Below are 19684 nucleotides of genomic sequence, written 5' to 3' on the forward strand. Positions count from 1 at the left end.
ATGATTGAGTTAAGCGTTGCTTGTGGTTGCGGGTTGAGGTTTCCGTATCGGTCGTAGGAAGGGTGTGGTGGGGGTGCTTGATCTGGGGCGGCTGCGGGCCCTGTACGCCGTGTCCGTGCACGGGACCGTCGGGGCCGCCGCGGCCGCGCTCGGCTATACGCCGTCCGCCGTGTCCCAGCAGATCGCCAAGCTGGAGCGGGAGACGCGCACCACCCTGCTCGAACGGCGGGGGCGCGGCGTCGCCCTGACTGAGGAGGCGCTCCATCTCGCCGATACCGCGCGGGAGTTGCTGGCGATCGTGGAGCGCGCGGAGACCGAGCTCGAAGAGCGGCGCGGGGTGCCCGCCGGGCGGCTGACCATCATGGCGTTCGCCTCCGCCGCGCGCGGGCTGCTCCCCGGGGTCCTGGCCGAGCTGGGGCGGCGCCACCCGGCGCTCGACGCCCGCCTCAGTGAGGTCGAGCCGCATCTGTCGGTCGACCTCGTCGCCAAGGGGGTCGTGGACCTGGCGGTGGTGCACGACTGGGACATCGCCCCGCTGCCCACGCCGCCCGGCGTCGACCAGGTCCTGCTCGGTGAGGACAGGTGCGATCTGCTGGTTCCGGAAGGGCATCCGCTCGCCGGGCGGGACGCGGTGCGGCGCGCCGAGCTCAAGGGCGAGCGGTGGGTCTCGCAGCCGCCGGGGCAGATCTGCCACGACTGGCTGGTGCGCACGATGCGGGCCGCGGGGTGCGAGATGGACATCGTCCACCAGGCCGAGGAGAACCCCACCCTGATCGCGCTCGTCGCCGCGGGGCTCGGCATCGCCGTGATGCCCCGCCTCGGGCGCGGCCCGCTGCCGCCGGGGGTGGTGCCGGTGCGCCTCGACCCGCTGCCGGTGCGCCGCCTGTACGCGGTGTGGCGGTCCGACGCGGCGCGGCGGCCCGCGATCGCGGAGGCGGTGCGGGTGCTGCGGGAGGCGTGGCCGGGGAGCGTCTGACCAGCGCGCGGGCTGCGGGCGCGCGCCGGCCGGGGTGGCTCCCGCGTCCCAGGCTTCCCGCCCGCACCGACTTCGGGCCATCCGCGCCCCGGCGGGAACCCGGAAGGACGCCCGGTCGTCAAAGGGGCACGCTGCCGGAGAGTCTCCGCGAGGCGGTGTCGGCATCGCTGCTGGCTGCGAACGCTGACCACCCTCTCCGCCGCCCGTGGCCGGCAGCGCGCCGCCGCCGGTGCGCCCCCCTCCATAGCGCCGGTGGCGGCCCCCTTGGCCCCGGCGGGCCGCCGCCGTTTCCCTTGACCGGGCGTACGCCACGGGATATCCGTGGCAGGTGCCTCACGACTCCCACAGCGCCCCCGCGACCCCCGCGTCGCCTGGGGAACTCCGCGCCCTCGTGTCCCGCATGTCCCTCGAAGAGAAGGTCGGCCAGCTCCTCGTCCTGGCCGTGTACGGGCACCACGCCACCGCACCCGATCCGGCCGACGCCGAGGCCAACCAGAAGGAACTGGGCGTCCGCACCGCGGCCGAGGCCATCGCCAAGTACCGCCCCGGCGGCCTCATCTACTTCGGCTGGGCCCACAACACCCGCGACCCGCGCCAGCTCGCCACGCTGTCCAACGACGTCCAGCGCGCGGCCCTCGGCCAGGGCGCGGGCGTGCCGCTGCTGCTGACCATCGACCAGGAGCACGGCGTCGTCGCCCGCGTCGGCGCCCCCGCGACCCTGCTGCCCGGCGCGATGGCGCTCGGCGCGGGCGGCTCGCGCGCCGACGTGCGCGAGGCGGCCCGCATCGCCGGGGCCGAGCTGCGCGCCCTCGGCGTCCTGCAGAACTACGCGCCCTCCGCCGACGTGAACGTGAACCCGGCCAACCCCGTCATCGGCGTGCGCTCCTTCGGCGCGGGCCCGGACGCCGTCGCCGACTTCGTCACCGCCCAGATCGAGGGCTTCCAGAGCGCCGGGATCGCCGCGGCCGCCAAGCACTTCCCCGGCCACGGCGACACCGAGACCGACAGCCACTCCGCCCTTCCGCACATCCCGCACACCCGCGAGCAGTGGGAGGAGCTGGACGCCCCGCCGTTCCGCGCGGCGCTCGCCGCCGGGGTCGACGCCGTGATGACCGCGCACATCGTGGTCCCCGCCCTCGACCCGGCCCTCGACCCCGCGACCCTGTCGCACCCCATCGTCACCGGCGTGCTGCGCGAACAGCTCGGCCACGACGGGCTCGTGGTGACGGACTCGCTGTCCATGCGCGGGGTGCGCACCAAGTACGGCGACGACCGGGTGGCCGTCCTCGCCCTGAAGGCGGGCGTCGACCAGCTGCTGCACCCGCCGAGGCCCGAACTCGCCTTCGACGCCGTCGTCCAGGCGGTCAGGGACGGCGAGCTGAGCGAGGAGCGCGTCGACGCCTCCGTGCTGCGCGTCCTGCAACTCAAGGCGAAGCTCGGCCTGTTCGCGGACCCGTACGTCGCCGTGGACGGCGTCGACGAGGCCGTCGGCACCAGCGCCCACCGCGCCACCGCCGACCGCATCGCCGACCGCACCACCACGGTGCTGCGCAACGACGGCGGACTGCTCCCGCTCTCCCCCGACCGCCACGGCGACCTGCTCGTCGTCGGCGCCGACCCGGTGTCCCCGTCCGGCACCACCGGACCGCCCACGACGGTCCTCGCCGACGCCCTGCGCGCCCTGGGCTTCACCGCCACGGCCCTGAGCACCGGCACCGAGCCCTCGAAGGCCGCCGTCGACGAGGCGGTCGCCGCCGCCGCGGGCCGCGCCGCCGTGCTCGTCACGGCGTACGACGTCACCGCGGGCGACGCCCAGGACGCCCTCGTGACGGCCCTCGCCGCCACCGGCGTGCCCGTCGTGACCCTCGCCGTGCGCACCCCGCAGGACCTCCCGAGGGCCGCCGCCGCCCTCGCCACGTACTCCTGGACGGACGTCGAACTGCGCGCCGCCGCCCGCGTGCTCGCGGGCCGCGTCCGGCCGCAGGGGCGCCTGCCCGTGCCCGTGCCGCACCCAGGGGCCCCGGGGCAGGTGCTGTACCCCATCGGCCACGGCCTTTCGTACGAGCCGTACGCCACCGCCGACTAACGGGCGTACGGGCCGTACGCAGCCCGCGCGCACCAGTGCCGCGAATGAGCGCAAAGCCCCCGAAACACCTGGCGTGGCCCGCGCGGCGGGGTCACGCTGGGTGCACATGGCCACAGTTCGGGGGGTGCCATGCGGAGGTCGGGTGCGGTGGTCGCGTGCGGGGGCGCGCTGCTCGCCGTCGCCCTGGCCGTCACGGGCTGTCAGAAGTCCGCGAGTCCGGCGGCGGACGCCCGCGCCGGGGCCGACAGGACCTCGCGCGACGCCGGGTACGGGGCCGTCTTCCTCGGCGCCGACGAGTGCAGTTCGCGGGGGCGCGTGGCCTTCACGGAGGTGCCCTGCGGCAGCGAGCGGGCCGCCGCGCGCGTCATCGCCCGCTACGACGGGCCCGCCGGTGACGAGCCCGCCTGTCCCGCGCGCACCGACTTCGTGCTGCACATCAAGCAGAACCGGCCCTCCGTCGACGAGGACGGGGACGGTGAGGTGCCGCAGGGGTACGCCTGCATGCGGAACCTGGAGCCGCCGCACCCCGGGGATCCCGGGGGCGGCGGCGGGCCCCGGACCGTGGTCGGGGACTGTGTGTACGGGTCGGGGGCCGGGGAGGTCCGCGAGACCGCGTGCGACGGGTCCGGGCGGCGGGCCCCCGAGTACCGCGTGACGGCCGCCGTCCCCGACCGCACCGCCTGCGCCCCCGGCACGGACCTGTACGTAACCCTGGGCGGCCCCCGCCCGGTGGGCTGCGCTACCCGCGTCTGACCCTGCCGGGGGCTCCTCCCCCACCCCGCCCCTTCCCGAAACTGGGGCTCCGCCCCAGACCCCGCTCCTCAAACGCCGGAGGGGCTAGAACTTCCAGCCCGTCCGGCGTTTGAGGACGAGGCGCGGAGCGCCGAAAAGCGGGGGCCCGGGGGCGGCAGCCCCCGGATCGGGAAGGGGCGGGTCTGGGGCGCCCCGCGAGGGCTACGGCCTCAGCGTCTGGTGGCGCTGGCGGTCCAGCTTCGCGTCATACGGCGCCGGCTTCGTGGCCGAGGAAACCCCCGCCCAGGCAAGAATCCGCTCCGTGGCCTTGGCCTTGTCCGCGTCGCCGAGCCCGGCGACGTTCGCGCCGTGGTTCCCGCCGGGCGCGGTGAAGACGTGGGAGTCGTACTTCGCCCCGCGCGCCGGCCGGAACGGCTCCGCACCCCACGGGTCGTTCTCGCCGTACACGAACATCATGCGCCGGGAGTGGTGGCGCACCCAGCGGTCGACGTCCTTCATGGCGTGCTTCTGGAAGCGCATCGGGATCTCACGGGGCACGAAGTTGCGCGGCGGCTGGTAGCCGTAGCGGCTCAGGTCGCCGAGCCAGGGCTGCTTGATGTCGGGCGAGCCCAGCTGCGTACCGGCCTGGTAGTAGTACGGCGTGTAGTACTCGAGGCCCTGGTCGGCGTAGGAGGACCAGCCGCCGATCCGCTCGATCCAGTCGAAGAGGTCCTTGTCGCTGACGGTGGCGGCGTCGGGCACCTGGCCGCAGGCGGTGGCGGACTGCTGGTACTGCCAGAAGCCCCAGTTCACGTCGAGGACGACGGCCTCGAAGGCCTTGTCGAGGTTGCCGATGGTCTTGAAGGTGTACTTGTTGTCGGCCGCGTACGCGGCGTACAGCTTCTCCAGCGGCTCCCGGCGGACCAGCGCCTCGCGCTGCGCGGCCTCCAGCTTGGTGCGGCACTCCTTGGTGCCGACGGTCTCGAAGAAGCGGTCATAGGCCGCGTCCTGCTCGTTGTTGACGTCGTTGGGCGCGACGTAGGCGACGACGCCGTCCATGTCACGCGGGTAGAAGCGCTCGAAGTAGGTGGCGGTCATGCCGCCCTTGGAGGCTCCGGTGGACAGCCACTTCTTGCCGTACAGCGGCTTCAGCGCCTTGAAGATGCGGTGCTGGTCGCTCGCGGCCTGCCAGATGTCGAGCTTCTTCCAGTTCGCGGGCGACGGCCGCGACGGCGTGAAGAAGCGGTACTCCATGGAGACCTGGTTGCCGTCGATGACCCGGGTGGGCTCCGAGCGCCCCGGGTTGGTGTTCAGGCCGTAGCCCGAGGTGTGGAAGACGGTGGGCCGGGCGGTGTCCTTGTGCAGCACGGTGATGCGCTGCTGGAAGGTGCCCTTGGCCGGGTGCCGGTGGTCCACCGGCTGCCGGTAGTTCAGCACGAAGAAGCGGTAGCCGTCGTACGGCTTCTCCTCGATGAGGCTCATGCCCTTGATGGCGAGGAGCCGGTCCTTGATGTCGGTCTTGGCGGCGGGTGCCCCGGGCTTCGCGGCGGTGGCCGCCGTGGCTCCGGTGAAGCTCACGGTGCCTATCAGCACCACGAGTGACAACACCCATCTGAGGGTCTTGCGCATGCGTCCTCCCCTGTCGGCGCGGCGATTCCCGGAACCTAACGGAGCAACTCTCCGCACACCAGGCCGCATTGAGGACAAATCGCCACCATCGCGCGGGCGGGGAAATTCACTTAGGGGGGCCGGGTGTCCGTTCAGCGGACAGGGGAGTGGGATCGCGCACGATTCGTCCCGGAACGCGCCTCAGCACAGGATCCAGTTCGTGCTGACGCCGTCGCTTCCCACCTGCCCCTTGACCCGTACGCAGCGGTGGCCCGCGTGCACCTTCACCGGGCCCGCGACGCGGAGGTAGCGGCCCGCGTCCCGCACGGGGCGGCTGCCCCGCGCCTGCACGCTCACGGACATCGCCTTGCGGACGCCGGTGTTCCTGGCGTACGTCAGGGCGCAGACGAAGCCGCGCTTCTTGTAGAGGACGACCTTGCCGGTGCTGAAGGGCAGCGTGCGGACCTTGCTCCCGGGGCAGGGCGCGGCGGCCTCGGCCGTCCCGGCGCCGGGGCCCACGAGCGCGAACAGGACGGCAGCGGCGACCGCGGCGCCGCCCGCCGTCAGGCGTCGCCGTATCCGACCACTGTCCACGATGTCCCCTCCCGCAACCCCGGCAACAGCGTACTGACGTACGGACGCCGGATGGGCATCGGACGGTTGCGGAACGGCGCCTTTCAGTTTCTGGGTTCAGGGCAACTCCGCGCGGGGACCCGTGGTCGAACGCAGCGGAACGTGAAAGGTGGAACCGCCATGACTCCGATACGCCCGTTACGGACACACCCGTCAAGCACCCGCAGCACCCCCGGCGCCCCCGGCACCCGAAGCCGCCGCGGCCCCCGGGTGGCCCTCGCCACCGCCCTGCTCGCCGCCGTGGCCGCGGTGCCGTCCGCCGCGTCGGCCACCGCGCCCGCCCCGGCCGCCGAGCCGGGCCAGGCCCCGCCGCGCAGCGGCAGCCCCGGGCCCGCCTACGAGCGGGTCGCGCACTTCTACGGCGCGTACGTCGACGTGGCGGCCTCCCCCGGCGCCCAGCAGGCCGCCACCGCGCTGCGGAAGTTCTACCTCACCGCGGACCTGCGCGGCCGCCTCGCCGACTGGGAGCGCCGCCACGACGCGGACGGTGTGCTGCGGGCGCAGAACGCGCCGACCGCCTGGCGCGTGACGGCGGGCGACAGCGGCATGGGCAAGACGACGTCGGCGGTGCGCCTGACGTGGGGCACCGGCAAGGACCGCACGTACACCTATCTGACGGTGCGCTCCGACCTCGCCACCCGGAAGATCACCGACATCACGTCGACGTACTAACGGGGGGCGCGGGCCGCGGCTCGGCGAGACCGGCGATGACCTCGCGCACGAGGTCCGCGCTCCGCGCGACGTCCGCGTCGTCGAAGCCCATGAGGAAGCGGTAGTACACGGGGGCGTAGAACAGGTCGACCATGGCCGCCGTGGACAGGTCGGCGCGGAGCTGCCCGGCGGCGACGGCGCGGTCCAGGCGCTCCCGGCACTGCCGGACGCGGGGGTCGACGATGATCTCGCGGATGGTCTCCATCAGCTCGGGGTCACTCTGGGCCTCGCCGATGATGCCGCGGTAGACCCGGCCGAGGTCGCCGGTGAGCATCGCGGTCACAGACGTGATCTGGGCGGCGAGGTCAGCGGCGACGTCCCCGGTGTCGGGGAAGTCGGTGGCCGCGCCGATCCGCTCGTCCAGGGCGTCAAGGGCCACCGCCCCCTTGCAGGACCACCAGCGGTAGATGGTCGGCTTGCCGACCCCGGCGCTGGCGGCGATGGCCTCGATGGTCAGCTTCGCGTACCCCTTGCTGGTCACCAGGTCGTAGACCGCGTCCAGGACCGCTCGGCGGGCACGCTCACTGCGTCGCTCTCTGTTGGGCTCAGGGGGCATGCCGCCATCGTATCCCAGGCGTGACGTTACGTTTCGTTTTGACAGGAGGGCCGAGTCGCTCTAGCTTTCTCTCACGTTACGGAACGTTTCGTAACGCAGATCTCGGGCCCGCCCTCCGGACCCGTCGAGCAAGGGGAGAGCCATGTCGAACGACCAGAGCACCGCCGCCGCGGCCCGCGTCGAGAAGATCGCGACCACCCCGGACTGGTACGAGCCCTACAAGATCTCGCAGGCCGTGCGGGCCGGTGGCTTCGTCTACGTGTCGGGCCAGGCGGGCTTCGACGAGAACGGCACGACCGTGCCGGGCGGGTTCCTGGAGCAGGGCAGGCAGGCGTTCCAGAACGTGGGCCGGGTCCTGGAGGCCGCCGGGCTGACCTTCGCCGACGTGGTGAAGGTGGGCGTCTTCGTGCGCGGCATGGCGGAGAACCTGCCGCACACGATCACGCTGCGCGAGGAGTTCCTGGCCGAGCCCTACCCCGCGGACACCCTCATCGAGGTCGTCTCGCTGGCCAAGGCGGACTGGCTGATCGAGGTCGAGGTCATCGCCCTGGACCGGGCGGACGCGTAGGCGCCGGGGGTCCGGGGGGGGGGGCGGGGGGGGCGGGGGGGCGGGGGGCGGGGTCAGACCGCCTCCACCGGCTCCCCCACGAACGTCCGCCACAGCCGGGCGTAGCGGCCGTCGAGGGCGAGGAGCTCGTCGTGGGTGCCGTCCTCGGCGACCCGGCCGTGGTCCATCACGACCACCCGGTCCGCGCGGGCGGCGGTGGTGAGGCGGTGGGCTACCACCAGCGTGGTGCGCTTGCCCGCGATGCGGTCGGTGGCCTGGTTGACCTGGGCCTCGGTGGCCAGGTCGAGGGCGGCGGTCGCCTCGTCGAGGAGCAGGATGTCGGGGTCGACGAGCTCGGCGCGGGCCAGCGCGATCAGCTGGCGCTGCCCGGCCGACAGATTGCGGCCGCGCTCGGCGACCTCGTGCAGATAGCCGCCGTCAAGCGTGGCGATCATGTCGTGCGCGCCGACCGCGCGGGCCGCCGCCTCGACCGCCGCGTCGGTGGCGTCGGGGCGCCCGTAGGCGATGGCGTCGCGCACGGTCCCCGCGAACAGGTACGCCTCCTGCGGCACGACGCCGAGCCGGTGCCGGTACGAGGTGAGGTCCAGGGCGCGCAGATCGGTGCCGTCGACGGTGACGCGGCCGCCCGAGGGGTCGTAGAAGCGGGCGACGAGCTTGACGAGCGTGGACTTGCCCGCGCCGGTCTCGCCGACGAACGCGACGGTCTGGCCCGCGGGGACGCGCAGGTCGATGCCGCTGAGCGCCTCTTCCGCCCCGTCCTTGCCGCCGTACGCGAAGTCGACGCCCTCGAAGGCGATGTCGCCCCGCAGGGACAGCACCTCAAGGGGCTCCTTCGGCGCCTTGGTGGAGGTGGGCTCGCGCAGCAGCTCCTGGATGCGGCCGAGCGAGACGGTGGCCTGCTGGTAGCCGTCGAAGACCTGCGACAGCTGCTGCACCGGCGCGAAGAACAGGTCGATGTAGAGCAGGTACGCGACGAGGGCGCCGGTCGTGAGGGTGCCCGCGTCCACCCGGTGCGCGCCCACGACGAGCACGGCGACCACGGCGGCCGAGGACAGCAGCTGCACGAACGGGAAGTACACGGAGATCAGCCACTGGCCGCGCACGCGCGCCTCGCGGTACTCGCGACTGCGGGCGGCGTACCGCGCCCGGCCCGAGCCCTCGCGCCGGAACGCCTGCACGATCCGCAGCCCGGACACGGTCTCCTGGAGGTCGGAGTTGACCACCGACACGCGCTCACGGGCCAGTTCGTACGCCTTCACGCTCGACCTGCGGAAAAAGTACGTGCCGACGGCGAGCAGCGGCAGCGTCGCGAAGACGACGAGCGCGAGCTGCACGTCGATCACCAGGAGCGCGACCATGATGCCGAAGAAGGTGACGACGGAGACGAAGGCCGTGACGAGCCCGGTCTGCAGGAACGTCGACAGGGCGTCCACGTCCGTGGTCATCCGGGTCATGATGCGCCCGGTCAGCTCCCGCTCGTAGTAGTCGAGGCCGAGCCGCTGGAGCTGCGCGAAGATCTTCAGGCGCAGCGCGTAGAGCACCCGCTCGCCGGTGCGGCCCGTCATGCGGATCTCGCCGGTCTGCGCCGCCCACTGCACGACGACGGCGGCGAGCGCGAGCCCCGACGCCGTCCACACCGCGCCCATGGCGAGCTCGGTGACGCCCTCGTCGATGCCGTGCCGGATGAGGACGGGAAGCAGCAGGCCCATGCCCGCGTCGACGGCGACGAGCAGCAGGCTCAGGAGCAGCGGGAGGCCGAAGCCGCGCAGGAGCCTGCGCAGGTTGTAGGAGTCCTCGGGCGTGACCGCGCGCGCCTCGTCGACCTCGGGCCGGTCCTCGGCGGGCGGCAGGGCCTCGACCAGGGCGAGCAGTTCGGGCGTGGCCGGGGCGCCGGAGAGCGCGGTGTCCTTGGGCTCGCGGTCGCCGGTCCACAGCCGGGGCGTGATGCCGCGCTCGGCGTCGAACTCGGCGTCCAGTTCGTCGCGTACGGAGGTGTCGTCCTCGGGGGCGGCGGGGTGGGCGGTGGTGTGGCCGGGGGAGACGCCGCCGAGTTCGTCGGGGTCGGTGAGCAGCCGCCGGTACAGCGGCGAGGTGCGCTCGAGCTCCTCGTGGGTGCCGATCGCGGCGAGGCGGCCCCCGTCGAGGACGGCGATGCGGTCGGCGAGGCCGAGGGTGGAGCGGCGGTGGGCGATGAGCAGCGTCGTACGGCCCGCCATGACGGCGCGCAGCGCCTCGTGGATCTCGTGCTCGACGCGGGCGTCCACGGCGGAGGTCGCGTCATCGAGGACGAGCAGGCGGGGGTCGGTGAGGATGGCGCGGGCGAGCGCCACGCGCTGGCGCTGGCCGCCGGAGAGGGTCAGGCCGTGCTCGCCGACCTTGGTGTCGTACCCCTCGGGCAGCTCGGCGATGAAACGATCCGCCTGGGCGGCGCGCGCGGCCCCTTCGATCTCCTCGTCCGTGGCGCCCGGGTGCCCGTAGGCGATGTTGGCGCGCACGGTGTCGGAGAACAGGAAGGAGTCCTCGGGCACGAGGCCGATGGCGGCGCGCAGCGACTCCTGGGTCAGCTCGCGCACGTCGTGGCCGCCGATGAGGACCGCGCCGCGCGTCACGTCGTAGAAGCGGGGCAGCAGCAGCGCGACGGTGGACTTGCCGCTGCCGGAGGAGCCGACGACGGCGAGGGTCTCGCCGGGCCGGATCTCGAAGCTGAGCCCTTCGAGGACGGGCGGTGCCGTGGCGCTGTCCCCGTAGGCGAAGGCCACGTCGTCGAACTCGACGGTCGCCGGGGCGTCGGCGGGCAGCTCCTTGGTGCCGTCCTTGAGGGCGGGCCGGGTGTCGATGAGCTCCAGGACGCGCTCGGCGCCCGCGCGGGCCTGCTGGCCGACGGTCAGGACCATGGCGAGCATGCGCACGGGCCCGACGAGCTGCGCGAGGTAGGTGGAGAACGCGACGAACGTGCCGAGGGTGATGTCGCCCTTCACGGCGAGCCAGCCGCCGAGCGCCAGCATCGCGACCTGCCCGAGCGTGGGCACGGCCTGGAGGGCGGGGGTGTAGCGGGAGTTGAAGCGGATGGTGCGCAGGCGGCCCGCGAACAGCCTGCGGCCGACCTCGCGCAGCTTGCCGGTCTCCTGCTCCTCCTGCCCGAAGCCCTTGACGACGCGCACGCCGCTGACGGCGCCGTCGACGACGCCCGCGACGGCGGCGGCCTGCGCCTGGGCGTACCAGGTGGCGGGGTGCAGGCGGGTGCGGCTGCGGCGGGCGATCCACAGGAGCGCGGGCGCGACGGCGAGGGCGACGAGGGTGAGCGGCAGCGAGAGCCAGGCCATGATCACCAGGGACATGAGGAACAGCAGGACGTTCCCGATGGTCATCGGCAGCATGAACAGCAGGCCCTGGATGAGCTGGAGGTCGCTGGTGGCACGGCCGACGACCTGCCCGGTGGACAGCTCGTCCTGGCGCCGCCCGTCCAGGGCGGTGACGGTGTCGTACATCTCGGTGCGCAGGTCGTGCTGCACGTCGAGGGCGAGGCGGCCGCCGTAGTAGCGGCGGACGTAGGTGAAGGCGTAGACGAGGACGGCGGCGCCGAGCAGGGCGCCCGCCCAGGGGGCCATGGGGCGGCTCCCGTCGCCGATCACGTCGTCGATGACGACCTTGGTGAGCAGCGGGACGACGGCCATCACGGCCATGCCGCCGAGGGAGGACCCGAGGGCGAGCACCACGTCCTTGGGGTAGCGCCAGGCGTACCCCCACAGCCGTTTCGCCCAGCCGCGCTGCTCCTGCCGCTCCGTCACCGCGTTCCTCCCGCCGTCCGACCTGCCGAGAGCCCCAACACGGTGAAGTGCGGTTTTCATCCCGCCGCAACAAACGCGGCGGGATGAAGGGGGTTTTCCGTCAGGACTGCGGCACCGGAACCACGGCTTCCTTCGGCGTCTCCGTCGGGGCGTAGCGCTGCGGGGCCTGGCTGATCGGGGTCAGGTCCTTGTGGATGGCCTTGGACACCCGCTGGATGGTGTCGACGCCGTAGTTCATGGAGCCGTTGCCGTGCGTGAGCACGGAGATCGTGTAGTCGTGGCCGCGGCCCTTGAACGCGCCGACGCTGTGCACGCGCCAGCCGTGCGTGGCCCGGGGCAGCCAGCCGTTCTTGACGTGCGTCTTCACGCCGGAGGGCGCGCCCGCCGGGGTGCCCCAGCGCTGGTCGCGGACGACCTGGTTCATCAGCTTCAGGATGTACGCGCGGCCCTTGTCGCTGAGCACGGAGTTCGGCGCGGTGATCAGGGCGAGCAGCTTCTGCTCGTCCTTGACGTTGATCCGGGTCAGGCCCCAGTAGCCGCCGGATCCGGGCACGGTCTTGGTCATCTTCGCGGCGGCCAGGAACTTCTTGACCTTGCCCGCGCCGAGCTGGCGCCACAGCGCGCTGGTGGCGTTGTTGTCCGACTTGGTGATCATGGCCTTGGCGAGGCTGGACTCGCGGTCCGTCAGATACCGGTCGTTCTTCTTCGCGTCCCACAGGAGCGTGGCGAGGACGGTCACCTTGACGACGCTCGCGGAGTCGAACGAGGTCGAGCCGCGCAGGGTGCACGTCGTCTTGGTGGCCTTGTCGTGCAGGCCGACGGCGACGGTGCCCTTGCGGTTCTTCAGGGCGGCGGTGATGTCCTTGGTGAGCTTCTTCGCCAGCTCCGGCTGCGCAGAGGTGCAGGTGACCTGGGCCGCCGCGGCGGCAGCCGGGCTGGCGACGGCCATCCCCGCGACCGGCACCAGGACGGCGGCGGCGACGCCGGCGCTCAGCACGCGGGCACGCCGGGATATGCGGTGAGTCATTGGAGGTTCCCCCCGTAGTTCGGTACACGCGTGCGCTCCCGGCGCACGCGTATCCCTTGACTCACCGGCACCAGTGAAGGTTGTACGAAGGTATGACCACACTCAGGCGAGGAACAGCCGTACCACCCGAGGCGCTCCACGCGAACCCGTTGGCATCGCGGCTTCCCGCCCGATCACATATGTCGATGGACGCCCCGACCGCAGATGAACATGTGCCTCCAGCCACCAACTCACTGCCCAGAGGCGCACTGGCTTAACTCCCGCTCACCCAGCAACAGAAACCTCGGGGCGAAAGAAAAGAAATATCCCCAATTAGGCATCACGACTACGCCCTCCTCGACAACAAGATCGTGGATGGCAACAAAGACAGAGGCATACCCATCCGCACCGGCCCGCACAAGCGCTGCGCGACCGTTTATGTCACCGAGCAGCCGACCTGGTTCATCCTGTACTGCTACACCTTCAACGAGAGCAACAACTCGTGGACCTACGTGCACAGCCGTTTCGGCTGGGACGGATGGGTTTACGACGGGCATCTCGTAGGTGGCGGCAGCTACGAGAAGTGCCCGGACTAGCCTCACCGAGCAATACCGCGCGTCTGGAGTCGGGCACACCGGGATGTAGCGTCTCCAGACATACACTCAGGCGCGACGAGCGCCTCCCGCATCCTCTGGAGGGGTGGTGACTGTTTCTTACCGGTCCCATGGAGACCAGGGCAGAGGCGGGCTGGAGATCACCATTAGCCTCACCTCGACGGAGTACGAAGCAACTAGTGAAGACGCCAGGCTCATAGCGGAGTTGGTCGACAGCTACCTGTGGGCGATGAGCATGCTTCGCACTCAAGTGAACTCCCGAGGCCCACGCGACGAACCGACCGCTGGCGACTGGGCCACAGCCATTCGCTGCATCAGCCGCCTCCCACCCCGCGTTCAGGGAGTGCTCGACGGGGCCATCCGCGCGTACGCCGCCGCCAACGGAAGCACTGAGCACCTGGCCAGTGCGCTGAACATCAGCGCCGAGGCGGCCAGGCAACGCCGCCAGGCGGTCCTTGGGGGGCCTCCAACGAACTGGGAACAGTGGGCGACCGAGCGGCCCCCAGCAGCGCGCTGAACCCGCCAAGCCAAAGCAGTTATGCGGCTGTTGAGGTCCACACAGCCCATGGGCTGGGCTCCGTTCGGGGTCAGTCCCGGCACGGAAGGCGGCCACAGGGCAGGGTCCCCGCCTTTACGCCACCGAGGAAGGCGGTCCAGGCGAGGGCGGGGAAGGCAAGTATGGGATCTGCGGGGGTCTTGGAGTCGCGTACGTCGAGACCATGGGCTGCTGAGCGGGTCTCTACACACTCGCCGTTCTGGCCGCTGTAACTGCTCTTGAACCATTCGGTCGGCTGCGACGACATGTGCTGCTCTTCCTTACGAATCGGTCAACCCTTCAGCGATCTCACTAATCCTGGACTCAGAGTCCAAGGCGCTGAGGGCTGCGGCGCGGAGGTGGTCGAAGGCATCGCCCAGCCGGACCGTGTCCTCCCGAGACTCCAGGTAGGCATGGCTCGCGAAGTTCTCCAGGAGAACGACCTCGAACCCGGCGGGAGGAGGGAAGCTGTAGATCAGAAAGGGGTACGGTCCGCCCTGGCACGCCCCTGCCGTGAAGGGTAGTACCTGCAAAGTTACGTTCGGAAGGCGCGCCACCTTCAGCAGATGCCGCAGCTGCTCGCGCAGCACGCGCGGCCCACCGACCTGCTGCCGTAGCGCGGCCTCGCCCAGAACCATCCAGACCTTGAGCGGTACGGAGTCCTCCCGGGTGAGTGCCTTCTGCCGCTCCATCCTCAAACGGACCTTGGCTTTCTGAGACTCGTCCAGCGAGCCAGGGACTCCCCCTTGGATGACAGCCGTCGCATACGCCTCCGTCTGGAAGAGGCCTGGGATGATCGCAGGCTGGAAGCCTCGGCATTCCGAGACCTCATCCTCCAGACCGACCAGGTCCAGGAATTCCTGCGGGAGCTGATCCTCAAGGACTCTCCACCACCGTTGCCGCCTGCTCTCGCGGGCCAAAGCAAGCCAGCTCGCTCGCTCGTCCGGATCGGTAACGCCGTACAGATCGAGCAACACCTTGAGGTCGAGCTGACGGATGCCGCTACGGCCGGACTCGATACGGCTCACCTTCGCGACATGGCAACTGAGCTGCTCCGCAGCGGCCTCAAGGAGCAACCCCCTCTCTTCGCGCAGCCGCCGGAGGTTGGTCCCCAGCACCCGCTTCCGCAGCGCGGGCCGCGCCCGTACACTCCCGCGCGAGCAACTCGCCGCGTGGAAAATTGACGGCGACGTGGCGGACACCGCCGAGCTGTTGCTCTCGGAGCTGGTCACCAACTCCATCCAGCACGCGCACGTTCCGGCGGTCCGGGAGATCGGTGTACGGATCACCCGCTACGAGGAGCGGTTGCGGATCGAGGTCACCGATACGAGCACCGAACAGCCCGCGCCATGCGAGGCGCGGGCTGACGACGAGCGCGGCCGGGGCTTTGGCCCTGGTGATCGCCTTGTCGGAGCGGTGGGGCTGCTGTCCACGCGCGTACGGGATCGGCAAGGCGGTATGGCTGGAACTCAGGCTGCAACCACCGGAGTTGTGATCAAGACGCACCGAGATGCGTCGGCGCGAACATCCTCAGTAGCGCCGGGAGGACGACCACCCGTGGCCCCGGCTCGGCCAGCGCCTTCGCGAGGTCCTCGCGAAGACGCTCCGGTGTCGTCCGCACGCCCGGCACCCCGAAGGACTCGGCGAGGGCCACGAAGTCGGGTCGGGCCAGCTCGGTGCCGGTGGGTTCGCCGAAGGCGTCGGTCATGTACTCGCGCAGGATGCCGTAGCCGCCGTCGTCGACGATCAGCCAGGTGACGTCGAGGTCGTACTGCTTGGCGGTGGCCAGCTCGGCGAGGGAGTACATGGCGCCGCCGTCGCCGGACACGGCGAGGACGGGCCGCGTCGGGTCGGCGGCGGCCGCGCCCAGGGCTGCCGGGAAGCCGTAGCCGAGGCCGCCCGCGCCCTGCGCGGAGTGCATGGTGTTGGGGCGGCGCGCGTCGAAGGCGGACCATGCCCAGTACGCCAGGATCGTCATGTCCCAGAACGACGGCGAGCCGTCGGGCAGGGCGGCCCGGACCGAGGCGAGGACGTCCTGTTCCAGGGTGAGGTCCTGGGAGGCGATGCGCTCGCGGACGGCGGCAAGGACCTGGCGTACCCGCTCCCGTGCCCCCGAATCGGGCCGCTCCTCCACCGTCTCCAGGAGCGCGGTCAGGGCGAGCCGGGCGTCCGCGTGGATGCCGAGCGCCGGGTGGTTGGACTCCAGCTTGCCGGGGTCGGCCTCGATCTGGATGACGCGGCCGCGCGGCGCGAACGTGTGGTAGTTCGACGACAGTTCACCGAGTCCGGAGCCGACCACGAGCAGCACGTCGGCGTCCTCCAGGAGATCCGTCGTGTGCCGGTCCTCCAGCCAGGACTGGAGGGACAGCGGGTGCTCCCAGGGGAAGGCGCCCTTGCCGCCGAAGGTGGTGACGACCGGCGCGTTCAGCCTCTCGGCGAGCGCGCGGAGCTTCCCGGCGGCGTCGGCGCGCACGACCCCGCCGCCCGCGATGATCGCCGGGCGCTTGGCCCGGGTCAGCAGGTCGGCGGCGACGGCGGTCAGCTCGGGGCGCGGCACCAGGTCGTGCGGGGTCGCGTCGACGGCGGTGACCTGCGGCAGCGACGTCTCCGCAAGGAGTACGTCCTGCGGGATCTCCACCCACACGGGGCCGTGCGGCGCGGTCAGCGCCGACTCCCAGGCCGCCGCGATCGCGGACGGGATCTGGGACTGCGTACGGACGGTGTGGACGGACTTGACCACGTCCCGGAACGAGGCCTGCTGGTCGCGCAGTTCGTGCAGATAGCCGTGGCGGCCGCCGCCGAGCCCGGCGACGGGCACCTGGCTGCCGATGGCGAGCACGGGGGCGCTGGCGGCGGCCGCCTCCTGGAGCGCGGCGAGCGACATCAGCGCGCCGGGCCCCGTCGAGAGCAGCAGCGGCGCGACCTCGCCCGTGACCCGCCCGTAGGCGTCCGCCGCGAACCCGGCGTTGTTCTCCACCCGCAGGCCGACGTACCGCAGCCGGGAGCGGCGCAGCGCGTCGAACATGCCGAGGGCGTGCTGCCCGGGCAGTCCGAACACGGTGGACGCGCCGAGCCCGGACAGGGTCTCGACGACGAGGTCGCCGCCGTTGCGCCCGGCGGGCGGGTTCAGGGCGGCCTCGGTCTGCGCGGCCGTGGGCCTCAGTTCCAGGTCGTGGTCGTGGGTCACTTGGCGCGGGCCTCCGCGATCTGGCGGGACATGATGGTCGTCAGCTCGTACGCGGTGTGCGAGGCGGCCACGGCGGTGATCTCGGCGTGGTCGTAGGCCGGGGCGACTTCGACGACGTCGGCGGAGACCAGGTTGCAGGAGGCGAGCCCGCGCAGGATCTCAAGCAGCTCGCGGGAGGTCATGCCGCCGGCCTCGGGCGTGCCCGTGCCCGGGGCGTGGGCCGGGTCGAGGCAGTCGATGTCGATGGAGATGTACAGCGGCCGGTCGCCGATGCGCTGGCGCAGCTGGTCGGCGACCTCGTCGGCGCCGCGCCGGTAGACGTCCGACGAGGTGACGATGCCGAAGCCCAGCTTCTCGTCGTCGGTGAGGTCCTTCTTGCCGTACAGCGGGCCGCGCGTGCCGACGTGGCTGAGCGCCTCGGTGTCGAGGATGCCCTCCTCCACGGCGCGGCGGAACGGGGTGCCGTGCGTGTACTCGGCGCCGAAGTAGGTGTCCCACGTGTCGAGGTGCGCGTCGAAGTGGAGCAGCGCCACCGGGCCGTGCTTCTTCGCCACCGAGCGCAGCAGCGGCAGCGCGATGGTGTGGTCGCCGCCGAGGGTCATCAGGCGGGCGCCGGTGCCGAGCAGGTCGTCGGCGGCGGCCTCGATGGTCTCCACGGCCTCGTTGATGTTGAACGGGTTCGCGGCGATGTCGCCGGCGTCGGCGACCTGGGCCAGGGCGAACGGGGACGCGTCCTGGGCCGGGTTGTACGGCCGCAGCAGGCGCGAGGCCTCGCGGATCGCGTTGCCGCCGAAGCGGGCGCCCGGGCGGTACGACACTCCCGTGTCGAAGGGGACGCCGACGACGGCGATGTCCGCGGTGCCCACCTCGTCGAGGCGGGGGAGGCGGGCGTAGGTGGCGGGGCCCGCGTAGCGGGGGATGCGGGAGGAGTCCACGGGGCCGCGGGGGGTGGGGGTGTCGGGGGTGGTCATGGTCGGTGTCTCCAGGTGTAACGAATAAGCGTAAACAGTGTGAACCCTCGTGGGACGCCCCAGACCCGCCCCTTCCCGAACCGGGGGCTGCCGCCCCCGGGCCCCCGCTTTTCGGCGCTCCGCGCCTCGTCCTCAAACGCCGGACGGGCTGGGATCTGCCGGTTGCGGTGATCTTTTAGCCCCTCCGGCGTTTGAGGAGCGGGGTCTGGGGCGGAGCCCCAGTTCGGGAAGGGGCGGGGTGGGGGAAGAAGAATCAAGCCGCCACGGGCACCTCCGCCTCGGGCTCGCGCCCGGCGACCCGGTCACGCCAAGCCGCGAGCGTCCCCGCGTCGGTGGGCCGGCTCACCAAGGACCCCACCACGTACACCGCCAGCGAGGCGAGCAGCCCGTAGTAGATGGGCTCGTTGGCGAGGATGCCGTAGTGCCACATCAGGCCGATGACGGAGAGCCCGCCCGCGACGACGGCGGCAAGCGCACCGGCCCCCGTCCCACGCCGCCAAAGCAGCCCCCCGAGGATCGGCACGAGCAGCCCGGCCACCAGCAGGTTGTACGCGACGGTCAGCGCCTGGACGACGTCGTTGAGGGCGATGGAGACGCCGACGACGGCGACGCCCATGACGAGGATGAAGGCGCGGTTGCCCCGCACCTCGTCGTGCGGCTCCCCGCCGCGCCCGGCGGCCCCCCGCAGCCGCGACCAGATGTCGTTGTTGGCGACGGTCGCGCAGGCGATGAGCGCCCCGGACGAGGTGGACATCACGGCGGCGAGCGCGGCGGCGAGCACCAGGCCCCGTACGCCCATGGGCAGTTCGTCCTTGACGATGGTGGCGAAGGCGGCGTCGGCGCTGGGCAGGTTCGGGTACATGACCTTCGCCGCGGTGCCGATGACGGCGCCCGCGAGCGCGTAGACCAGGCAGTACGTACCGGCCACGGTGCCGCCCCAGCGGGCGACCCTGTCGCTGCGCGCGGTGAACACGCGCTGCCAGATGTCCTGCCCGATGAGCATGCCGAAGGTATAGATGAGGACGTACGTGAAGATCGTCTCGCCGCCGACGCCGAACGGCGCGAAGTAGTCGTCCGGCAGCTTGGCCCTCATCTCGCCGAAGCCGCCCGCCTTGACGACGGCGATGGGCAGCAGCAGGAGCAGGACGCCGATCGTTTTGACCACGAACTGCACCATGTCGGTGAGCGTGATGGACCACATGCCGCCGAGGGTGGAGTACGCGACGACGATGGAGCCGCCGATGACGATGGCGAGCGTGCGGTTCACGTCGAAGAGGACGTCGAAGATCGTGGCGTACGCGATGGTGGAGGTCACCGCGAGCATCAGGGTGTAGCCCCACATCACCACGCCGGACAGGACGCCCGCGCGGCCGCCGTAGCGCAAATCGAGCATCTCGGAGACGGTGTAGACCTTGAGCCGGGCGATGCGGGCGGAGAAGAAGACCGAGAGGGCGAGCAGGCCGAGGCCGATGGTGAAGACCATCCAGGCGCCGGACAGGCCGTGCGTGTAGCCGAGGCCCACGCCGCCGATGGTGGAGGCGCCGCCGAGGACGATCGCGGCCATCGTGCCGGAGTACATCCACGGCCCGAGGCGCCGGCCCGCGACCAGGAATTCGCTCTTGGACTTGGCGCGGCGCATGCCCCACCAGCCCATGGCGAGCATCCCGGCGAGATAGACGGCGATCACTGTGTAGTCGACGGCCATGGGGCCTC

16 protein-coding genes and 1 pseudogene are annotated in these 19684 nt (G+C 71.8%); 7 read left to right on the forward strand and 10 right to left on the reverse strand.

The genetic code is table 11. The features are described 5' to 3' along the window. The first annotated feature begins 73 nt into the window (after positions 1-73). The 3 genes from AC07A4_RS09445 to AC07A4_RS09455 all read left to right on the forward strand — a co-directional run bounded on the left by AC07A4_RS09445 (position 74) and on the right by AC07A4_RS09455 (position 3815). A complete protein-coding gene (locus tag AC07A4_RS09445; protein ID WP_478595925.1) occupies positions 74-976 on the forward strand; it encodes a LysR family transcriptional regulator in 903 nt (300 codons plus the stop codon). A 328-nt stretch (positions 977-1304) separates the two neighbouring features. Further along, entirely contained in the window at positions 1305-3062 is a 1758-nt protein-coding gene (locus AC07A4_RS09450; protein WP_478595223.1) for a glycoside hydrolase family 3 protein, read from the forward strand. 129 nt (positions 3063-3191) lie between these two features. Then, complete coding sequence (locus AC07A4_RS09455) at positions 3192-3815, forward strand: hypothetical protein (RefSeq protein ID WP_478595226.1); 624 nt, start codon at positions 3192-3194, stop codon at positions 3813-3815. Between the two features lie 201 nt (positions 3816-4016). Here AC07A4_RS09455 and AC07A4_RS09460 read toward each other — a convergent pair whose 3' ends face one another. After that, on the reverse strand, positions 4017-5423 hold the full coding sequence (locus AC07A4_RS09460) for a S28 family serine protease (protein WP_478595229.1): 1407 nt from the start codon (positions 5421-5423) through the stop codon (positions 4017-4019). A gap of 180 nt (positions 5424-5603) precedes the next feature. Then, entirely contained in the window at positions 5604-5996 is a 393-nt protein-coding gene (locus AC07A4_RS09465; protein WP_478595231.1) for a hypothetical protein, read from the reverse strand. Positions 5997-6155: 159 nt separating this feature from the next. On the opposite strand from AC07A4_RS09465, the gene AC07A4_RS09470 reads away from it, so the two are divergent. Continuing rightward, positions 6156-6707, forward strand: coding sequence for a hypothetical protein (locus AC07A4_RS09470; RefSeq protein WP_478595234.1), 552 nt, complete (start codon positions 6156-6158; stop codon positions 6705-6707). On the opposite strand, the gene AC07A4_RS09475 is transcribed toward AC07A4_RS09470, so the two are convergent. Next, positions 6691-7302, reverse strand: coding sequence for a TetR/AcrR family transcriptional regulator (locus AC07A4_RS09475; RefSeq protein WP_478595236.1), 612 nt, complete (start codon positions 7300-7302; stop codon positions 6691-6693). The two genes, AC07A4_RS09470 and AC07A4_RS09475, sit on opposite strands and share 17 nt — an antisense overlap. A gap of 142 nt (positions 7303-7444) precedes the next feature. On the opposite strand from AC07A4_RS09475, the gene AC07A4_RS09480 reads away from it, so the two are divergent. Then, entirely contained in the window at positions 7445-7870 is a 426-nt protein-coding gene (locus AC07A4_RS09480) for a RidA family protein (RefSeq protein ID WP_478595239.1), read from the forward strand. 53 nt (positions 7871-7923) lie between these two features. Here AC07A4_RS09480 and AC07A4_RS09485 read toward each other — a convergent pair whose 3' ends face one another. Then, positions 7924-11658 carry an ABC transporter ATP-binding protein gene (locus AC07A4_RS09485; protein WP_478595241.1) on the reverse strand — a complete coding sequence of 1245 codons (3735 nt, stop codon included), beginning with the start codon at positions 11656-11658 and terminating at the stop codon, positions 7924-7926. A 100-nt stretch (positions 11659-11758) separates the two neighbouring features. After that, positions 11759-12685, reverse strand: coding sequence for a serine hydrolase (locus AC07A4_RS09490; RefSeq protein ID WP_478595243.1), 927 nt, complete (start codon positions 12683-12685; stop codon positions 11759-11761). Between the two features lie 350 nt (positions 12686-13035). Here AC07A4_RS09490 and AC07A4_RS09495 point away from each other — a divergent pair, with 350 nt between their 5' ends. Further along, positions 13036-13260 (forward strand): hypothetical protein, encoded by a 225-nt coding sequence (locus AC07A4_RS09495; protein WP_478595246.1) that lies wholly within the window; start codon positions 13036-13038, stop codon positions 13258-13260. Between the two features lie 605 nt (positions 13261-13865). On the opposite strand, the gene AC07A4_RS09500 is transcribed toward AC07A4_RS09495, so the two are convergent. Together AC07A4_RS09500 and AC07A4_RS09505 are read right to left on the reverse strand one after the other, a co-directional pair. After that, the gene (locus AC07A4_RS09500; protein WP_478595247.1) at positions 13866-14081 is read right to left on the reverse strand and encodes a DUF397 domain-containing protein; all 216 of its coding nucleotides are present in this window, start codon (positions 14079-14081) and stop codon (positions 13866-13868) included. Between the two features lie 13 nt (positions 14082-14094). After that, entirely contained in the window at positions 14095-15045 is a 951-nt protein-coding gene (locus tag AC07A4_RS09505) for a helix-turn-helix domain-containing protein (protein WP_478595250.1), read from the reverse strand. Between AC07A4_RS09505 and AC07A4_RS09510 the strand changes: the two are divergent. Beyond that, positions 15005-15142 (forward strand): annotated as a pseudogene (locus tag AC07A4_RS09510) (ATP-binding protein); the annotation flags it as partial. The gene AC07A4_RS09505 and the pseudogene AC07A4_RS09510 overlap by 41 nt on opposite strands. 166 nt (positions 15143-15308) lie before the next feature. Here AC07A4_RS09510 and AC07A4_RS09515 read toward each other — a convergent pair. The 3 genes from AC07A4_RS09515 to AC07A4_RS09525 form a co-directional block, all read right to left on the reverse strand. Then, on the reverse strand, positions 15309-17000 hold the full coding sequence (locus AC07A4_RS09515) for a thiamine pyrophosphate-binding protein (RefSeq protein WP_478595253.1): 1692 nt from the start codon (positions 16998-17000) through the stop codon (positions 15309-15311). Next, positions 16997-17971, reverse strand: coding sequence for an agmatinase (gene speB / locus AC07A4_RS09520; protein WP_478595254.1), 975 nt, complete (start codon positions 17969-17971; stop codon positions 16997-16999). The genes AC07A4_RS09515 and speB overlap by 4 nt, the downstream gene beginning before the upstream one ends. A gap of 253 nt (positions 17972-18224) precedes the next feature. Further along, positions 18225-19676 carry a sodium:solute symporter family protein gene (locus AC07A4_RS09525; RefSeq protein ID WP_478595257.1) on the reverse strand — a complete coding sequence of 484 codons (1452 nt, stop codon included), beginning with the start codon at positions 19674-19676 and terminating at the stop codon, positions 18225-18227. Positions 19677-19684: the final 8 nt, after the last annotated feature.

The organism is Streptomyces sp. NPDC043996 (assembly GCF_056435225.1).